15 protein-coding genes are annotated in these 19,456 nt (G+C 45.0%); 7 read left to right on the forward strand and 8 right to left on the reverse strand.

What is annotated here, in order from left to right:
• The first annotated feature begins 6 nt into the window (after positions 1–6).
• Positions 7–681 carry a phosphatase PAP2 family protein gene (locus tag PFJ30894_RS02725; RefSeq protein ID WP_021718692.1) on the forward strand — a complete coding sequence of 225 codons (675 nt, stop codon included), beginning with the start codon at positions 7–9 and terminating at the stop codon, positions 679–681.
• Positions 682–784: 103 nt separating this feature from the next.
• On the opposite strand, the gene PFJ30894_RS12140 is transcribed toward PFJ30894_RS02725, so the two are convergent.
• Entirely contained in the window at positions 785–2,704 is a 1,920-nt protein-coding gene (locus PFJ30894_RS12140; protein ID WP_125668959.1) for a putative bifunctional diguanylate cyclase/phosphodiesterase, read from the reverse strand.
• Positions 2,705–2,997: 293 nt separating this feature from the next.
• Here PFJ30894_RS12140 and PFJ30894_RS02735 point away from each other — a divergent pair, with 293 nt between their 5' ends.
• From PFJ30894_RS02735 to PFJ30894_RS02755, 5 genes are all read left to right on the forward strand, one after another.
• Positions 2,998–3,711 carry a TrmB family transcriptional regulator gene (locus PFJ30894_RS02735; protein WP_125668960.1) on the forward strand — a complete coding sequence of 238 codons (714 nt, stop codon included), beginning with the start codon at positions 2,998–3,000 and terminating at the stop codon, positions 3,709–3,711.
• Positions 3,708–4,970 carry a diaminopimelate decarboxylase gene (locus tag PFJ30894_RS02740; protein WP_046430558.1) on the forward strand — a complete coding sequence of 421 codons (1,263 nt, stop codon included), beginning with the start codon at positions 3,708–3,710 and terminating at the stop codon, positions 4,968–4,970. The genes PFJ30894_RS02735 and PFJ30894_RS02740 overlap by 4 nt, the downstream gene beginning before the upstream one ends.
• Positions 4,971–5,066: 96 nt before the next feature.
• On the forward strand, positions 5,067–6,293 hold the full coding sequence (locus tag PFJ30894_RS02745) for a M24 family metallopeptidase (protein WP_125668961.1): 1,227 nt from the start codon (positions 5,067–5,069) through the stop codon (positions 6,291–6,293).
• Between the two features lie 74 nt (positions 6,294–6,367).
• Positions 6,368–7,528, forward strand: a complete 1,161-nt coding sequence (locus PFJ30894_RS02750; protein ID WP_125668962.1) for a M20 family metallopeptidase — start codon at positions 6,368–6,370, stop codon at positions 7,526–7,528.
• 176 nt (positions 7,529–7,704) lie between these two features.
• Positions 7,705–8,862 carry a M20 family metallopeptidase gene (locus PFJ30894_RS02755; protein WP_046430552.1) on the forward strand — a complete coding sequence of 386 codons (1,158 nt, stop codon included), beginning with the start codon at positions 7,705–7,707 and terminating at the stop codon, positions 8,860–8,862.
• 43 nt (positions 8,863–8,905) lie between these two features.
• On the opposite strand, the gene hcp is transcribed toward PFJ30894_RS02755, so the two are convergent.
• The 5 genes from hcp to hydE form a co-directional block, all read right to left on the reverse strand.
• Positions 8,906–10,549, reverse strand: a complete 1,644-nt coding sequence (gene hcp / locus PFJ30894_RS02760) for a hydroxylamine reductase (RefSeq protein ID WP_125668964.1) — start codon at positions 10,547–10,549, stop codon at positions 8,906–8,908.
• A 238-nt stretch (positions 10,550–10,787) separates the two neighbouring features.
• Entirely contained in the window at positions 10,788–11,225 is a 438-nt protein-coding gene (locus tag PFJ30894_RS02765; protein ID WP_044492066.1) for a YjiG family protein, read from the reverse strand.
• Between the two features lie 92 nt (positions 11,226–11,317).
• Complete coding sequence (locus PFJ30894_RS02770; protein ID WP_021718683.1) at positions 11,318–11,956, reverse strand: nucleoside recognition domain-containing protein; 639 nt, start codon at positions 11,954–11,956, stop codon at positions 11,318–11,320.
• 150 nt (positions 11,957–12,106) lie between these two features.
• Positions 12,107–13,669, reverse strand: a complete 1,563-nt coding sequence (locus PFJ30894_RS02775) for a ClC family H(+)/Cl(-) exchange transporter (RefSeq protein ID WP_021718682.1) — start codon at positions 13,667–13,669, stop codon at positions 12,107–12,109.
• A gap of 2 nt (positions 13,670–13,671) precedes the next feature.
• Positions 13,672–14,724 carry a [FeFe] hydrogenase H-cluster radical SAM maturase HydE gene (gene hydE / locus PFJ30894_RS02780; protein ID WP_125668965.1) on the reverse strand — a complete coding sequence of 351 codons (1,053 nt, stop codon included), beginning with the start codon at positions 14,722–14,724 and terminating at the stop codon, positions 13,672–13,674.
• Positions 14,725–14,865: 141 nt separating this feature from the next.
• Between hydE and PFJ30894_RS02785 the strand changes: the two genes are divergently transcribed.
• Positions 14,866–15,780: a GGDEF domain-containing protein gene (locus PFJ30894_RS02785; protein WP_113077549.1), complete on the forward strand. Its 915-nt coding sequence runs from the start codon at positions 14,866–14,868 to the stop codon at positions 15,778–15,780.
• Positions 15,781–15,811: 31 nt separating this feature from the next.
• Here PFJ30894_RS02785 and PFJ30894_RS02790 read toward each other — a convergent pair whose 3' ends face one another.
• Together PFJ30894_RS02790 and PFJ30894_RS02795 are read right to left on the reverse strand one after the other, a co-directional pair.
• Positions 15,812–18,112 carry a cation:proton antiporter gene (locus tag PFJ30894_RS02790; protein ID WP_125668966.1) on the reverse strand — a complete coding sequence of 767 codons (2,301 nt, stop codon included), beginning with the start codon at positions 18,110–18,112 and terminating at the stop codon, positions 15,812–15,814.
• 182 nt (positions 18,113–18,294) lie between these two features.
• Positions 18,295–19,284 carry a bile acid:sodium symporter family protein gene (locus tag PFJ30894_RS02795; RefSeq protein ID WP_046430541.1) on the reverse strand — a complete coding sequence of 330 codons (990 nt, stop codon included), beginning with the start codon at positions 19,282–19,284 and terminating at the stop codon, positions 18,295–18,297.
• Positions 19,285–19,456 lie beyond the last annotated feature (172 nt).

Raw genomic sequence — 19,456 nt, forward strand, 5'->3', positions numbered from 1 at the left:
GCAGCAATGAGTAATCTGCGGGACGCCATTGTACGTATGGCTTTACGGCGCCCTTATTTGTATTTGCTGGTTACTTTGGTTATCAGTATCGTGCTGATGGAAGTGCTGGTAGAAATAGCTGAGCATACTTTTATTAAGCCGGCATTGCAACAGCTGGAGCTGCAGTTTATTGCTTATGTACAGCAGTTTGTTACACCGCCGCTGACAGCAGAGGTAATGCTCGTTACGGCAAGCGGGTCCAGTACTTTTTATCTTCTGGCAAGTGCGCTTGTCTGCTGCTGGTATTTATACAGCAGGCAAAAAGACAGGCTGTATCTTTATCTAGTCTGTTTATGCGGTGGTGGTATTTTAAATCAGGTACTGAAACGCATTTTTGAACGTGTAAGGCCAGATATTTTCCCTGTGATTGCTGAAAGTGGTTACAGTTTTCCCAGCGGTCACGCTATGGGAGCGATTTGTTTTTATGGCATCCTGGCATATTTTGCAGGATTAGGCTTGCGAAGTAAACCGCTGCGCTGGGGATTGATGGCGGCAGCCGGCATTTATATCCTGCTTATCGGCCTGAGCCGTGTTTATCTGGGGGTGCATTATCCGACGGATATTTTAGCCGGTTATGCAGCTGGAGCGACCTGGTTATTTTTTTGTATTACGCTGCATCGTATTTTTAGAAAGCGTTATTAAAGGCGCAGCTGCTGTCGTTATAAAAATATGTTTTGGCTTTGTTTACGCAAAATAGCCTGTGCATTTAAATGCACAGGCTATTTTTATATAAGAAAACAGATAGTTAATTATTTTGCAGAGTCCAGTTTTCCGCAGCTAAAACTTTTGAGTTAGCTGCAGGAGCTGTTTCTTTGACTGCGTATTCTTTGTTCAATATTGCCTCAAATTTATCCTCAGGCAGCGGTCTGTAGAAAAAATACCCCTGGATCATATTGCAGTTGACAGATTTAAGGAAGGCTACCTGTTCGGCAGTTTCGATACCTTCGGCGACAGTTCGGATGCTTAATTTATTGACGAGATCGATAATACCTTTAATAACGATGTTGTCTTTTTCTTTGTGGATACTTTCTCTGAAAAAGCTTTGATCGATTTTGAGCACATCAATAGGAATATTTTTCAAAAGGCTTAAAGAAGAGAACCCGGTACCGAAATCATCAATAGAAATCAAAAAACCTTTACTTTTCAGTTCACTGACTGTTTTTTCGAGAAAGGTCACATTATCAAAGGCGATTGATTCTGTAATTTCTATTTCTAAAAGGTGATCAGGGATACGGAATTTGTTTTTGATATCTTCATATGTTTTTACAAAATCTGAATTGTAAAATTGCAGTCGGGAAACGTTGACGGAGATTGTATTTACAGGAAGGCCAGCATCGAGGCGCCGTCTGATAAAAGCGCATACCTTTTTAAATACATACTGGTCAAGTGATGAGATAAGATATTTCTTTTCAAAGATGGGAATGAATTTATCAGGCGGAATGATCAGTCCTTCATCTGTCTGCCAGCGTACCAGCGCTTCGGCCTGTGTTGCCAGACCTGTCTGCAAGTCGACCTTGGGCTGAAAGTAAACGAGGAATTCTTCATTTTCCAGTGATTTCAGCATACGGTTTTCGATGGATTTTTCATAACGCAGCTGTTTACGGATACTTTCATCATAAACAGCATATTTTCTGTTAAGTCCTGTTTTTACAGTTTTACGCGCATAATTTGCACGGTCTAAAATACCTTCTATCTGCAGATCCTCTGCCAGGTCCTCCAGATAGCAGATACCGCATTGGACAGAAACTGCCTGACCACCGTACATATCATGCATGAATTCTGTTATTTTGATATCGACCTGCTGCTGCCGGACCATAATGTCGTTTTTCTCATTATAGTAACGCAGAATAACGAAATTATCGGCGGAAACACGCCCCAGCACTTCTCCTGTACGCAGTTCGTTACTAATGGTAGCGGCATAATTGATAAGGATCTCATCGCCGTATTTATACCCGAAAACATCGTTGATATATTTAAAATCAGCAAAATCAACATAGCTCAGCGAATATTTTTTAGTCGTTTGTGTGAGTAGTTTCTGAGCTTTTTTCTTAAATGTTTCAAAATTATAAGCACCGGTAAGCGGGTCTTTTGTCGTTATATCATAAAGTGTTTTGTTGCTGCTTTCCAGTGAATATAATTTACGCAGGTACACCATAAATAAGGCGATCCACATGATAATGATGCCTGCCAGCATTAAAGCAGAAAGAAGTGTCAGCTGGTGACTTTTGGAAGTAGTATAGTTATCAGCAGCGAAAACAGTATTATTGGCGATCTCAAAATGTACTTCGCTGGACTGCAGCAGCAGTGGTGAATTGGCAGGGTTTTGGCGCACGGCGTAAATATTGCTTTTTACCCGATGCCATAGTGTATTGAGGGCGGAAAACTGCTGCTGATAATCAACATTGGGAATTTTTTCCAAACCGTATTTACCGTCGGTGTTTTTAAGGTCATAAATGATATCGTCGATATAAGCTATAAGCTCATCGTGAGGCTGCTGCTGCAGCTCAAGCTTGACGAGCCGCTGGGTTGCGCCTCGGACGATGCCCAGGTAATTGATGAGTGTTCCGTAGGATTGTACTTTGCTGATTGAGTAAACAGTAAAGCTGCCTACGAATATCGATAACAAAAATAAAACGATAACGCTTATTTTGCCTAAATTTTTCATGGGGGAATCAACTCCGAAAAAGATTTAAAAAATTAGAATAATTTGAATTATAAATACTATTTATATAATCTTATAATATTTGAATTTAAAATACAAGATAATAAATTTTAATTATAAAAATAATTTTCTGCTGAATTTATCAATTTATCTTAAAATATTGAAGCGATAACTACGATTTTGATAGCTGACGAATTTTGTTATTTTTCATAAATATATGAAAAATATAAGTTAGCCTTGACAAACTTAGAAAAATCACTTATAGTGTTCTTATGTAGGAACAATGAAGGTGAAATATGGATATTATTGAAAAACTTACTTATTTTAATCTGACCAGACAGGAAGCTACGCTGTATTTGACCCTGCTGGCAGAAGGACGGCTGACCGGCTATGAAGCGACAAAGCTGACAGGTATTTCCAGATCTAATACTTATACGGCGCTGGCAGGTCTGGTAGAAAAAGGCGCTGCTTATGTGCTTGAGGATAAGGCTACAAGATATACGCCGGTGCCCTTGGATGAGTTTTGCGAAAACAGGGTAAGAAGACTGCAGGAACTGAAAGAAGAATTACTGCGTGAGCTTCCCAGTACGTCACAAAGCGTTGATGGTTATATTACGATCAAGGGAGCGACCGAAATCATCAATAAGCTCAAAAATACGATTGTTAAGGCTAAAGCTCGTATTTATGTTTCGGCAACAGATTCGGCTATAGAAGCTTTACGTGGTGAATTGACTGAGGCGGTAGGCCGGGGATTAAAGGTGGTCATTATCACCGGCAGGCCTTTTGTCTTGGAGGGTGCGATTATTTATTATGCGCATAAACCCAATAGCCAGATCCGTCTGATCGCCGATTCACAGGAGGTTTTGACAGGAGATCTGGCTGATGGCAGTAATTCAACCTGTTTATATTCCAGCAAACAGAATCTGGTAGATTTATTTAAGGATGCTTTGAAAAATGAAATAAAATTGATAGAATTGCTTCCTGAAGCAGAGAAAGGTGAGAAAGAATGAGTAAAAAACCCTTTGTAAGTAAAGAAAAATTAGATGAGATCGCCGCACAGTATGCAACGCCGTTTTATTTATATGATGAAGCGGCTATTCGTGAAACTGCGCGTCGTGTGAATAAGGCGTTTGCCTGGAATCAGGGTTTTAAAGAATATTTTGCCGTTAAAGCTACCCCTAACCCGGCAATATTGAAAATATTGCATGAGGAAGGCTGCGGTGCGGATTGTTCTTCGTATACGGAACTGCAGATGGCCGATGCCGTTGGTTTTAAAGGCGATGAAATTATGTTTTCGTCCAATGCAACGCCGGCAGAAGATTTTCAGCTGGCAAGGCAATTGAATGTCACTATCAATCTGGATGATATCACTCATATCGACTTTCTGGAAAAAGTTGCTGATATCCCGGATACGGTCAGCTGCCGTTACAATCCAGGCGGGCATTTTGCCATTGCCAACAATATTATGGATAATCCCGGTGACGCCAAATATGGTATGACCAGAGAGCAGATGACAGAAGCTTATAAAATTCTTTTAAGCAAGGGTGTTAAACATTTTGGAATGCACGCTTTTCTGGCCAGCAATACTGTGACTAATGATTATTATCCGGAACTGGCACGGATATTGTTCCAGGTCGCTGTGGAATTGAAGGAAGAGACAGGAGCGCATATTGAGTTCATCAATCTGTCCGGCGGTGTCGGTATACCTTATCGTCCCGATCAGGAGGGCAATGATATTATGGTTATCGGCGAAGGCGTACGTCAGGCTTTTGAGGATATCCTGGTGCCTGCAGGAATGGGAGACGTAAAAATTTTTACAGAGATGGGCCGTTATATGCTGGCTCCCTATGGGGCGCTTGTTGCTAAAGCCATCCACGTTAAACATACCTATAAAGAGTATATCGGACTGGATGCCTGCGCGGCTAATCTGATGCGTCCAGCCATGTACGGGTCCTATCATCACATTACCGTAATGGGTAAGGAGGATGCGCCCTGCGATCATAAATATGATATTACCGGCGGTTTGTGCGAGAATAACGACAAATTTGCTATCGACAGGATGCTGCCGGAAATCAATATCGGTGATCTGCTCTTTATTCATGATGCGGGAGCACATGGTTTTGCCATGGGCTACAATTATAATGGTAAACTGCGCAGTGCGGAAGTGCTGCTGAAGGAGGACGGCAGTACGGAATTGATTCGCCGTGCGGAGACTCCGGCAGATTACTTTGCCACTTTTGATTTTACAGGATTATTTAAAAATATATAGGCTGAATGAGGGGAAACAGGGCTGATATTTAATATCGGCCCTGTTTCATTATTTATGGTAAGATAATAGAAAATACTTTTTTAAAGGAGTGAAACAATGACTATTTTAGAGCATGAGATCATGATGACAGAGCAGCTGCGGCGCGTACCTGCTGATGAGCTGCAGGCACGCCTGAATAAATTCAGAGCCGTTATGGACAGAGAATTTCCCGGCTGGGAAATAGCCATCGTCAACCATAAAGTCAATATGTATTATTTTGCCGGTACAATGCAGGACGGTGTACTGGTAATCAGGCCGCAGGACGAGATTTTATGGGTCAGGCGCAGTTATGAACGTGCCTGCAATGAATCGTTGCTGCAGGATATCCGTCCGATGAAAAGTTTTCGTACTTTGGCTGAGTTTTATCAGCCGCTGCCTGCTAAGGTATACTTGGAAAATAAAACAGCGACGCTGGAATGGCAGCAGCTGTTGTATAAATATTTGCCTTTTGCCTCTGAGGCAGGGATGGACAGTGTGATAAGTGAGCTGCGACTGATAAAAAGCCCTTATGAACTGGCACTGATGAGAAAATCAGGTTCTATTCATCGCAATGTTTTAGATGAACTGGCACCGCGGTTTATTGTTCAAGGTGTGAGCGAGGCAGAACTGGCAGTCAACCTGTATGCAGAAATGCTGCGTCGAGGTTCGCACGGGGTAGCGCGTTTTAATTTGCCTTTAGGTGAGGATGTTGTGGGTCTGGCTTCTTTTGGGAAAAGCGGTCTGGTGAAAACAGCTTTTGACGGCCCCGGCGGTACAGGCGGCACTTGTGTCGCTGTACAGTCGATCGGCTCTGCTTTTCGTAAGCTGCAGGCTGGGCGTTTAGTATATCTGGATATACCCTGCGGTGTGGATGGTTATCATACTGATAAAACAGTGGTGTATTATTATGGAGATTTAGATCAGGATCCTTTTAGTGATAAAATCAGGGCTGCTTATGAGCACTGTGTTTTTCTGGAAGAACTGACAGCATCGCTGCTGCAGCCGGGCATGGTGATCGAAAATATCTACCGGCAGGTAATGGAACAGTTTGATCCACAGTATGCAAACGGGTTTATGAACGGCGGCAAATTTTTAGGACACAGTATCGGGTTGGTGATGGACGAATCTCCTGCGCTGGCAAACGGTTTCAAAGGTAAGCTGGAGGCGGGTATGGTTTTTGCTGTCGAGCCTAAGATAGCTTTACCGGGAATCGGTATGGTCGGTACAGAGAATACGTATCTGGTAACGGCAGGCGGTGCGAAATCACTGACAGGGAAACCTCAGCCGCTGCGCTGTATTTTATAAGTATTGCTATTGGCAGGAAAAAGCGGAAGAAGAGCGAATAAGATAAAGATATTATTGAAAACAGGAGCAGAAAAATGGAAAATAAAATTTTAGAACAGATCAAAAAATCAGAAACTGCCATGCTGGATACTTTGGCGCAGATCGTTAATATCGATTCAGGCTATGATGCTTTGGAGGGGATTGATGAGGTTGCTCATATCATAGGCGACTTTTTAACGCCGTATGGGTTTGAGGTGCAGTATATCGAAACACCGAATGCGCCTACACATGTACTTGCTAAACGTCCGCGTCCGGGCAAGAAAAAAGTTATGCTGATGGGACATATGGATACGGTTTTTCCTAAGGGGACGGCGGCTGCCAGACCGTTCAGGATCGAAGATGGCAAGGCTTATGGTCCCGGTGTTATGGATATGAAGGCAGGGATAGCGATTTCACTTTATACAGTTAAGGCATTGTTGGATAATGGCTGGGATGATACTGACCTGACGCTTTTCTTCTGCGGAGATGAAGAACCGGCGCACCCATTGACAGATGCTGTAGAATGGTTTAAAAAAGAAGGTCTGGGCAAAGATGCTGTTTTCAATATGGAACCAGGACGCGCAGACGGCAGTGTAGTTATCGGGCGTAAAGGCGTTATTCGCCCGGTGCTGACTGTAAAAGGTATCGCTGCCCATGCCGGAAACGAACCTGAAAAAGGCGCCAGCGCTGTTTTAGAACTTTGCCATAAAACTATTGCTTTACATGCGTTAACTGATTTAGAAGTCGGAACTACCTATAACGTAGGCGTTTTTAATGGCGGGAGCCTGGCAAATATTGTCGCCGATCACGCAGAGGCACGTGTCGATATCAGATTTAAAACAGCTGAAGAAGCTGAAAAAGCAATAAAAAGTGTGGAAGCAATAGCGGCAAAAACTTATGTGGCCAATACAACAACTACTGTAACAGAAAACAGGATCGAGTTTATGCCGCTGGAAACTACTGACGGCGTACAAAAGCTGTATTGTCATTTGTCTAAACAGGCTGAAAAGCTGGGGCTGCCCGTCCCGGGAGCTTTATATGTCGGCGGCAGTGCTGATTCTGCCTGGACGGCCATGGTCGGTGCGCCGACTTTATGCGGGATGGGTCCGCAGGCTGTAGGTGCTCATAGTAATAATGAGTATTTATTCGTGCCGTCGATGACTGAAAGAGCGCAGCTCCTGGCGATGTGTATCATGCATCTGGATGAAATGCAGTAATAAGCGGTTAAGCATAAAAAAACAGTATGGGATTAAATCTCATACTGTTTTTTATTTTAGAACTTATTTATAAATTTTCCGGAAATATGATTTTTTATGAGCGAAAAGCAGGAAAAAAAGCATGGTGAGCGAATAATATAAGAATTATACTTGTATTTATGCAGAGGAGAGTTTTGATGAAAACGAAAATTTTAGATCAGATCAGAGGATCAGAGCAGGGGATGCTGCAATTACTGGAAGAATTGGTGAATATTGATTCAGGAGCAGATGCTTTGGCCGGTATAAATGCGGTGGCACAGAGAATAGGAGCGTTCTTAGAAGTGCTGGGATTTACTGTAGAATATCTGGAAACTGATGGTGCTCCTGTACAGCTGCTTGCTAGGAAAGCGCAGCCCGGTAAAAAGCAGGTACTGTTTTCAGGACATATGGATACGGTGTTCAATCAAGGTACAGCGGCGGTTCGCCCATTCAAGGTTGAAAACGGACGGGCTTACGGCCCAGGCGTACTGGATATGAAAGGCGGGCTGGTTATGGCTTTATATGTAATCAGGGCCTTGCTGGAGAATGGCTGGCAGGAGACGGATATGACCGTTTTACTGTGCGGTGATGAAGAAATGTCACATCCTTTTACTGATGCGGTGGCACAGTTCAAAAAAGCGGGCGCAGGGAAGGATGCTGTTTTTAATCTGGAATTTGGACGCGTTGACGGCAGCGTCGTTACGGGCCGGAAGGGAACTACCAGGCCAACGCTGGTAGTAGAGGGGATCGCTTCACATGCGGGGAATGAACCTGAAAAAGGCGCCAGTGCGATTTTGGAACTGGCACAGAAAACAGTAGCTATCCATGCTCTCAATAATTTTGCTGTTGGGACTACATATAATGTTGGTGTTGTCAGCGGCGGTACTATGGCTAATATTGTTGCTGATAAGGCCGTTGGCGAGGTTGATGTGCGCTTTAAAACTATTGTCGAAGCAGAAAAGTCTATTGCCGATGTGCAGCGGATTGTAGAAACGAATTATGTTCCTCATACTAAGACTACGGTAACTGGCAATGTGATTAAATTTATGCCATTTGAAACTACACCCGGAGTGCAGCGGCTGTACGAACACTATGCAAGTCAGGCTGAAAAGCTCGGGTTGGCAAAACCGGGTCAGCAATATGTTGGCGGCGCTTCTGACGCGGCCTGGCCGGCCATGACAGGTGCACCTACTCTGTGCGGTGTAGGACCCTGCGGCGCCGGGGCTCACAGCGACAGTGAGTATATAGAGGTAGCTACATTAACTGAAAGAGCGCTGCTTTTGGCCAGCTGTATTATGGAACTGGATGAATTATAGGCAAAAAGACGAGTCCTAACGGACTCGTCTTTTTTATGCAGGTTTAATTTTTACCAAAAAATATTTCCAGGTCAGTATCTACATCAGTGATTCCGGCAATACCAAAGTTTTCGATCAAGACTTTGGCAACATTTGGCGACAGGAAGGCCGGCAGAGTAGGGCCGAGATGAATATTTTTAACGCCCAGGGAAAGCAGTGCCAGAAGAACGATAACGGCCTTTTGTTCATACCAGGCGATATTGTAAACAATAGGCAGCTGGTTGATATCATCCAAGCCAAAAACTTCTTTCAGCTTGAGTGCGATCAGCGCCAGCGAATAGGAGTCGTTGCATTGACCTGCGTCTAAAACACGGGGGATGCCGCCGATATCGCCGAGCGGCAGCTTATTATATTTATATTTGGCACAGCCGGCAGTCAGGATAACAGTATCCTGTGGTAGAGCTTTCGCGAAATCTGTATAGTAATTACGTGCCGGGCTGCGTCCGTCACAGCCTGCCATAACAACAAATTTTTTGATGGCTCCGCTTTTGACTGCGTCAACGACTTTATCTGCCAGAGCGAGGACCTGGTGATGTGCAAACCCTCCTACAAGTTCGCCCCTTTCCAGCTGTGTGGGAGGAGGGCACTTTTTAGCGTGTTCAATGATAGCAGAGAAATCTTTGGTTTCCCCGATTTCTCCATCAATATGTTTACAGCCGGAAAAACCTACCGAGCCTGTAGTGTAGATACGATCTTTGTAGCTCTCTTTGGGAGGCACTAGACAATTGGTAGTCAGAAGGATCGGACCATTGAAGGCTTCGAATTCTTCTTTTTGTTTCCACCAGGCGTTGCCGTAGTTGCCTGCAAAATGAGGATATTTCTTGAAAGCCGGATAATAATGTGCCGGCAGCATTTCAGAATGGGTATAAATGTCGACGCCTGTATTAGCAGTCTGTTCCAGCAGCATTTCTAAATCACGCAGGTCGTGTCCGGAAATAAGAATCGCGGGATTGTTTCTGACACCAAGCTCAACTTTTGTGATCTCAGGGTTGCCATAGGTCGAAGTGTTGGCAGTATCAAGCAGTGCCATAACTTTGACGCCGAAGCTACCTGTTTCCAGGACAAGGGATGTCAGGTCATCGGTACTCAGACTGTCATCTAAGGTTTTTGCTAAAGCTTTCTGCAAAAAGGCATCGATAGCTGTATCGGCGTAACCCAGAACGTTAGCGTGTTTGTTGTAAGCAGCCATACCCTTTAAGCCGTAGAGGGTCAGCTCACGCAGACTGCGTAAGTCTTCATTCCCGGTGTCCAGTACTCCCACCTTGTCAGCTTTTAAGGTCCTTTCTTCTGCGGTACGATATTGCCAAGAAGCGGCATCGCTCAGTCCTGTATCGTCATGGAGCTGTTCAAACAGTTCGTCACGGCTGGATAGAGTTTCATTGATTCTGTCGATAAAACGGTCATCGTCAAAATTAGCGTTAGTGATGGTCATGAACAGGTTAGTAGTGATCAGCCGGTCGATGGCTGCTGGGATTTCTTTGCCTTCAGAGCGCAGGCGGGTTGTTATTTCGGAAAGTCCCTTGGTCACATAAATCAGCAGGTCCTGCAGATTAGCGGTTTCAGGTTTTTTACCGCAGACACCTCCAAACATACAGCCTTTATTGCCGGCTGTTTCCTGACATTGAAAACAAAACATTTTCGGTTCCATAATATCACTCCTTATAATTATGGAGATTTCCTTCTCCTTTATTGTGGTTGCTGCCATAACGGCAGAGTAGACAAATACTTCTTTCATGTTTATGATATTATAATTACAGTTTAAAGTAAGTTGTATTTACAACGGAAAAGAGATTTCTTTATTGCGAAAATAGTTGTTTCTAAATAAAAAACTCCATTCCAGTATAACTGGAATGGAGTTTTAATTTCAGTATAAACTGACGACTGCTTTACATGGTCAAAATTTTCATGATGAACATAGCGATACCGGCATTCAGGAAAGAAATGCTGAGTAGGATCGGATAATGTCTGGAAGGAACGCCGGCAGTGCCCAGCAAACGGCCCAGATATTGGATCTTGGAACCCAAGAGGTAGATAGCGGGGATAACGATGGTAATCGAGCGTTCATCGATGCCGCCGTCGTTATAAAGCGCCATGCAGACACCAACAGCGCCGCCCATGGACATGAGCGCACTGAACAGTACCATGATTGCTTCGCCGGGAAGACCCCAGATGGCCATAACAGGAGCGAAGAATTTACCTGCCAGAGTCAGGAGTCCGGTAACGTTTAAGATTTTGATGCAGACATAAGCCATCAAAACGTTAGGGATAATATTATCAATAGCGATGTTCCAGCCTTTGCGGGCACCGCGAACGAAGATATCCATTAAGGAAGGTTTTGCTAATTTTGCGTTAAGTTCCGCCTCTGCCGCAGCTGCAGCGTCTTCGGGAGCGTGGTTGATTTTTTCTTCACTCATGCTTATGCGGCCTCCTTGCAGAATATTTTTACATAGGCGCGCATCATATTAGCGCCGAAAATTTTCATAACAAACAGTACTGCCAGAGGTATGGAAATAGGTACTGTCAAGAATCCAAACAGTGCGGAACCGGAAGAAAGATAATTAGTGATCAGGCCGCCTGCTGTAAACTGGAAAGCACTGAAAATCAAAAGTTCATTATCAGTGATCTGTTTTTCCAAATGTAATTGTCTGGTCATACCTGCGCCGGCGTCAGTGCTTTGCAGTGAAGAAACGAGCGCGATACCGCAGATACCAGGAATACCAAGGATCGGACGCAGAATCGGAGTCATCAGCTTTTGAGCTGCTTTAAGACCGCCGTAATGCTCAACTACTTCAATGAGGCCCATTGCCAGCATAACGCCGGGAGCCAAACCGAAAGCAAACAGGAAGCCGTCGCGTGCACCGCTGCCGCCTTGACCTGAGAATGTTGCTTTAGCGCTTTTCATTGTACCGAATTTACCGTTTAATGTGTCAAAGTCGAAAATATTCAGACCATGACCGGCATTTGCAAACAGACCGGAGAAAATTGCAATGGCGATAACCAAAACAATGTATCCGGAGAGCGGAACCTTATTTAAGGTTTCCTTAACTTTGTCCATGTGGGAACCCCTCCTCAAATTATAGATAAGTGCAAGTTTGCCATCCTGATAAGAAACAGAATGTGCTTTACATTATATCTAAAAAACAACTATTTGACAAGGGAAAACTGATAAGTTATCAGTAAAATTTCGCAATATAAAAGAATAAGATTACTCACCCTCGGCCATTTTACGAAGATCTTTGGCTAATGTATCGTCGGTGAGGACATAAAGGAAGTCGCCGGCCCGCAATCTGGTGTCGCCTATGGGGATCAGATCGCTTTCGCCGCGCTTGACGTCCACGAGCAGTGTATGCTCAGGCCAGTTGATTTCTTTGATCAGACGTCCGTCGATAGGACTGCCGCTGCAGACTGCCAGTTCAATGACGTTCCGCTGTCTTTCACAGTGACTGCCGTCATTTTTATTGGCGGACTGCAGACTGCGTGCCAGCAGTTCTTCATAGATCGGTTTGCTGCGGCACAGCTCGGCGGCAATAAAGGCCACGATTGAGGCAATGGACAAGACCAGCATATGCTGGAAGGAGCCGGTCATTTCCATAATAAGGATGATACCGGTGATCGGAGCCCGTACCGAGGCGGAAAAGAAAGCCGCCATAGAGATGACGATGATATTGGAGTAAAAGAAAGGATCAAGAAGCCCTAAAGCGATCATGATATTGCTGATGACACTGCCTGTGAGTGCTCCAATGACAAGCATAGGCAGAAAGAAGCCGCCGGGGACACCGCTGCCGTAGCTGAGCATTGTAAAGATGAATTTACCTGCCAGCAGCAACAGTAAAGCCTGCAGAGTGTAAGGTGTTTTGGCAATATTGTTGATCAATTCGTTGCCGCCGCCCAGCACCTGCGGATAAACAAAACCTAAAATACCGGCGCAGAATAATGCGAAGACTATTTTGCTGAACGGAGTAGGGAAAAGTTTGTAGAAACGGGGAATATTTAAAAGTCCGGCGTTAAAAATTACGCCTGCCAAACCTACGACCAGGCTTAAAAGGGCCACATAGCCGTAATATTCCAGCGGCAGGAAAGGCAGACCGAAAAAATCAAAAATAGTGTCGTTGCCAAAGAAGAAACGTGAAATAACCGTTGCAGTCATTGCGGCAGCCATGGCTGGCAGTAGGACGACGACGGAAAAATTGCGGTGCAGTTCTTCTAAAGCAAAAATAACGCCCGCTAACGGAGCGTTGAAGGCTGCCGCCAAGCCGGCACTGGCGCCGCTTGTAAGCAGGTAACGTTCTTCGAGCCGGGTGCGTTTCAGCAGGCGGCTGAGTCCCTGGGCGGTTACGGCGCCGAGCTGGATCGAAGGACCTTCCCGCCCCAGGGAAAGACCGGCTCCGATGCCGATGATACCTGCGAGCAGTTTGACCCAGAGGATTCGCAGCCAGCGCATTTTAATGAAGCCTAAAATGGCGCCTTTGACCTGAGGGATACCGCTGCCGGCAGCCAGAGGTTCATATTTTGTCAGTCTGTCTAAAGTGAAGGCTATTACAGCTAAAGCGATGAACCAAAAAGCAGTCCAATACCAGTCTGTGTTTTTAAGAAAGGTGTAAATATGTTCACGGTTAGTTTCTACCAGATGCAGGGACCAGCGGAAAAAGCTGATGATCAGCCCTGAAAGGATACCGATTATGATACCTTCAATAAACAGCTTCAAACGGAAGCTGCGCCAGTTATTGAGCGCACGGTAGGTATTTATGACTTGATCTTTTGCTAGCATTTTCAGGACTCCTTATAATCACCGCGGCCTTCGGCTATTTCATAGCCGATAGAATGCAGCCGTGCGGCGAGGTCATTCTTGGCTTCGGCGGCTTCTGCTCCGCTACAGAGTTTATTATCATAAAGAAGATAATTTTGGCGGACATCTGCCGGGGAGAGATTGGGCATTACAACATTGGCACCTGCTAAAATACCAAGCTCACGTCCGTTGGGAACGATGGTGCCGAGAGCCGTTGTCGCAGGCAGTAATACCTTGGGAAACATCAGGCGCAGGACGGACAGCAGTGTTAAGGTCTGTTCCAGCGTTCCTGCGGGATAATTTTTAAAGGGTGTAGCATGGTGGGGAATGAAGGGACCGATACCAATCATCTGCGGCTGCAGTTCACGGATAAAGGCCAGGTCTTCGAGCAGATTAGCCATTGTTTGCCAGGGCGAGCCTACCATAAAGCCAGTGCCGACCTGATAACCCAGTTCTTTGAGATCGCGCAGGCAGCGTTTGCGGTTACTCAGTTTGAGTTCTGCCGGGTGCAGTCGTGCATAATGTTCGCTATCTGCTGTTTCGTGGCGCAGCAGATAACGGTCTGCGCCTGCTTTTTTCCAAAGCTGATAGGCTTCACGGCTGCGTTCGCCAATGGAAAGTGTAACGGCACAGTCAGGATAAGCCTGTTTTATGGCGCTGATGATAGCTGCCAGATCTGTGTCGCTGTAGATAAGATCTTCGCCACCCTGCAGAACAAAGGTCCTAAAGCCCAAGGCGTAACCCTGCTCACAGCAGGAAAGGATTTGTTCTTCGGTCAGGCGGTAACGAACAGCTTCTGTGTTGCTGCGTCGTATTCCGCAGTAATAACAGTCATTTCTGCAGTAATTGGTGAATTCGATCAACCCGCGAATATAGATTTTATTGCCGAAAACAGCCTGAGCAGTTTGCTGTGCAGCCTGAGCCAGTTCTGCACGGATGACAGCGTCGCTGAAAGCGGCTGTGAGCAAGGTCTGCATTTGTTCCGGCTGCAGCTGGTGTGTGTGCTGCAGTGTGTGTATCAATTGTTTTATATCCATAATATGTGACCTCTAATTAATGATATATGTTTATTATAGCATATGTACAAATGCAGCGAGTAATCGTTGCCAAGGCAATTTATATTTGTTATAATTGTAAAACAATAAGTAATTAATAAAAAATATGAAAGTGAGAATTGAATGGCTTTAAAGGGTATGGATAGTATAGAACTGGAAGAAAATATATATCCGATAGATGCAATCGATCAGGAGCTTGCAGGGAATTTAACTATAGATAAATTATTTGATGTTTACCGCTTCGTGGATATGAGGACACACTTAGTCCACGATTATAATGACGGCAAGATGTGTGAGCCCTGCCGCAAATGTTATGAGCTGTGGAATCGCAGTAAGCCCTGTCCGAATTGTTCATCCGAAAGGGCTGTCCAGCAGAAAAAGCAAATCATGAAAATGGAATATCTGGGAGATAAAAGTATTTTGATCCTTAGTACGCCCTGGGAGCAAGATGGTAAAGAATATGTGCTGGAGCTGGGACGCGATGTGACAAATTCTTTCAGCGTTTATGATGCTACCAGCGAAGACAGCAGTGAGCTGCGGGAACTAATCAGCAGTTACAGTGAACTTGCGGCCCGTGACAGTTTTACGGGCCTTTACAGTAAAGGCCATGCCAATAATCTGCTGCAGGAAATGTTTGCTGTTCAGAAAGAACAGTTAAAGCTGACGCTGGCGCTGATTGATATCGACCATTTTAAAAGTGTCAATGACAGGTTTGGGCATTTATGCGGCGATGAGGTCATTCTTTATGTAGTTGACAAAATAAATGCGCTTAATGAGCAGTGCAGCGGCTGGGCAGCCAGGATCGGCGGCGATGAGTTTTTACTGGCCTGCCCTTTCAGTGATAAAGACTATGTGGAAAGGCTTTGCCTGGAAATGTCGGAAACGATTACAGGTCACCGTTTTAAAAAGGGGCACAGTGAGTACAGTATAGCAATCAGCTGCGGCGTGGCGGCTTATGACGGACAAGAAACCCTGGAAGAGTTTTTGGAACGTGTCGATATGAAGATGTATGAAGATAAAGCGCAGAAAAAACAGTAAAAGACAGCAGAGAATTTTCTCTGCTGTCTTTTTAAATGGTTTCGCTGATAAAAAGCTGGTTCATCATTTCCTGAGTACCAATGATCCAGAGGATGTCGCCTTTTTGAAAGACAAAGGAGGCATCAGGATTGAGATGCGTATAATTACCACGTTCCAAACCTAAAGCCAGACAATTGACCTTGCCGAGGTAAGAACTTTTTTTGAGAGTGGAGCCGCAGAGCGGCGAATGCCTGTCGATCGGCATCGCGTAACAGAAGTAGGATGTGCCGCCATGCTTTGGATCAGCTAAAAACTGGTGCAGTGTCTGCTGGTTATCAGTAGCCAGCGGCAGAATCTGCATATCATAGGATTGGATTGCCAGTTCAAAATTCTGCAGCTGTCTGGGCGTACCTGTTAAAAGCAGCTGAGAGCCGGCATAGATAGCGGCACTGCCGCTGGGGATAGGCAGGATCTGGCTGCCGTTTTGGATTTCAAGCACGAAAACATTATAACGGCGGTGCAGATTAAGTTCTTTGAGGCTTTTACCGCCGCAGAGTGAAGTCGCTGCTACACGGTAGCGTTTGACATGCAGCTGTTCATCGAGCCAGGCAGGATGGTTGGCGGCGTGTTTTTTCTGTGCTGCCAGAGTTTTGGCATTCAGGTTAATCATAAACTGAGCCTCGATCTGTAAATAGCGTTCCACGAAATACTCTGAGGAATAGATGAATTTTGCCAGAATGCAGGCTGCAGCAAACGCGATAAATTTGCTGAAACCCAGTATACTTGTAAATACGGACAGGATAAAAAACAAACCAACAGCGATCTTAATAAAAAGCAGAAGAAAAATGGGCAGATGATTAGCGGTTTTTTGGAACCACAGACTTGCTATAAGGTCTGTATGTGCAACCCTCTGGAACATGACCGCCATTAAAAATGGCCCCATACACAACAGCAGGATAACTGCGGCAATAATATCAGCTGTATAGCCGTCAAAAAGCCTGTGGCAATATGGCAGCAGCTTACTTTGTCCCAGATAGGCAAGGAAGCTGAGAATTACACAGAAAACTGTGAGGCGGGTAAAGTAACTCTGCAGCAGTTCTTTCCAGGCACTGCGCTGCTCATCGCTGGCGGGAGCTTCATCAGGCTGGGGTAAAAGCCGCAGCAGTCTTGCGGGAAGATTACGCAGAAGCCAGCCGGATACTTTATCGGCGTGGCGCAGGATTGAAGGCGTAAGAAAAATACTGATAACTGAAACAGCTACGAAAACAGGATATAAAAAATCGCTGGTGACTTTGAGGGCAGCGCCGATAGAGGCTACGATAAAGGTTATTTCACCCAGCTGCGTCAAACTGAAGCCGCAGCGCAGCGCTGTCTGTAGGTCTTTGCCTGCCAGAAGGACGCCCAGTGATGAAAAAATAGTTTTGCCGATGATCAAAGCTGCTGTAAGTACAGCGATCGGCAGCGCATATTTAATGATCAGAGCGGGGTCTACCATCATTCCGACAGAAACGAAAAAGATCCCGGAAAAAAGATCTTTGACCGGCGTCAAAAGTTTTTTTGTGGTTTCTGTAAAAGCCGTACCGGAAAGCAGTGAACCCATAAGGAATGCGCCTAATGCCGACGAAAAACCCATTTTAGTTGCCAGGACTACCATGCTCAGGCAAAGGCCCAGCGAGAAAATAAGCAGTGTTTCGGAAGTCAGGTAGCGGCTGACTTTGCGGAAGAAGGTAGGCAGGAAGAAAATACCGCAGACAAAGCAGATAATGAGAAAAAAGGCCAGTTCGCCGATACTGCCGAGCATTTCTGTACCGGAAATGGCAGCGCCTGCCGCGGCGATGGTTGAGAGCATGACCATCATAATGATACCGGAAATATCTTCCAATACCAGGATACCGAAGGTAAATTGCGTGAAGCGTTCTTTCAAGAGTCCCAGCTCTTCAAAGGTTTTACTGACGACTGCTGTAGAAGACATGGTAAGCATAGCTCCGGCAAAGAGACTGTCAATAGGCTGCCAACCAAGCAGTCTGGCACAGGCATAGCCAAGCAGCGTGATGCCTGCCAGTTCTGTGACAGCGGCGATCAGCGCTGTGCCGCCGATACTTTTGATTTTGGCAAAATTGAAATCAAGTCCCAGGCTGAACAAAATAAAAATAACGCCGATGTCCGACCAGACTGTAATATTGGCTGTATCGACTACATTCGGCAGCAGGTTAAAATGCGGGCTGGCAAAGAAGCCTGCCAAAATATAGCCTAAAACCAAAGGCTGATTGAATTTTTTGCAGAAAATGGTAACTATACCGGCAAGTACAAGGATAAAAGCAAGGTCTTCGATAAGAGGAGCAAGTTCGGACAATGTAGCAACTCCTTTATAAATATCAGTTTAAACAGATATTTTTGCTGGAAATTTTAAAAATATTACTAAAATGAATTATACACTGTTGCCGGTGGTTTGAGAAGCAGTGTTTATTCGGATAAAAAAAGCGTCCGCTTCTTTTAAGAAACGGACGCTTGCTTAATTTTTATCTCTCTGTAATATTAAGCTTGAGATGATACGGATTCTTCTTCTTCGGCAGGAGCATATTTGGGATTGAGGAAGTTGACAAAGATCCAGGCCAGCAGTGCGCCTGATATATTGTGCCAAGCTGAGAAAATAGCTCCAGGAACGGTAGCCATAGGCATGGAAGTAAAATGAGTTTTAGCCAGGCCTGTAGCCAGACCGGAATTCTGCATACCTACTTCAACTGAAAGCGCAATGGCTTTTTTCCAGCTCATGCCGGTGATCCGGGCTAAAATAAAGCCTAACAGATAACCCAGGCAGTTGTGGCAGATGACGACCAGCAGAATGATACCGGAGGTTTTGACGATGTTGTCACGGCTGACGGCGATAACGCCGGCAATGATCAGGGAGATAGCGATAGCCGAAACAGCAGGCAGATAATCGGTAGCCTGTTCAGCAAGTTTAGGCAGCAGCGCTTTAACAGCCAGACCAAGACAGATCGGTATAATAACGATTTGAATGATGCTCCAGAACATTCCCAGCGGGTCAAAAGCGATTTTCTGTCCGATAAGCTGATAGGTGATGAGCGGAGTAAGAATCGGTGAAAGCAGTGTGGAAACACTGGTCATAGTTACAGATAAGGCCAAGTCGCCTTTGGACATGAAGGTAATGACGTTGGAGGAAGTGCCGCCAGGGCAGGTTCCAACTAAAACTACGCCAGCAGTTAGAGCCGGGTCTAAATTAAAGGCCATAGCCAGTAAAAAAGCCAGCGAAGGCATGATAAGATACTGGGCGCAGACACCGACAAAAACATCGACAGGCCGCTTTAAAACTAAAGCAAAATCACGGAGATTGAGTGTGGTGCCCATACCGAACATAATAACGCCCAATAAGGTACTCAAAACCGGGATGCCGCCGATATTACCGACTACCCATTTAAAGCTGTCGGGTACGGTCATGCCCAGGATAAGAAATACAACGGCGATGATACCAAAGTATTTGCCTATCAGATGACAAAACGTTTTCATTGTGTAAAACCTCTTTCCCTTGAATAAAAATAAAATATATCAGATCAACACCTTATGGTGTAGATTTTTGTCTGCGGAAAACAGCAGAGGTTTGCATATTTTTATTAATACTTCCAAATATTATAACAAAAAAATTTTAAAGTTAAAAGGCTAAAGATAAAGTTTCGGGAAA

This window comes from Phascolarctobacterium faecium, from assembly GCF_003945365.1.
GTDB lineage: Bacteria > Bacillota > Negativicutes > Acidaminococcales > Acidaminococcaceae > Phascolarctobacterium > Phascolarctobacterium faecium.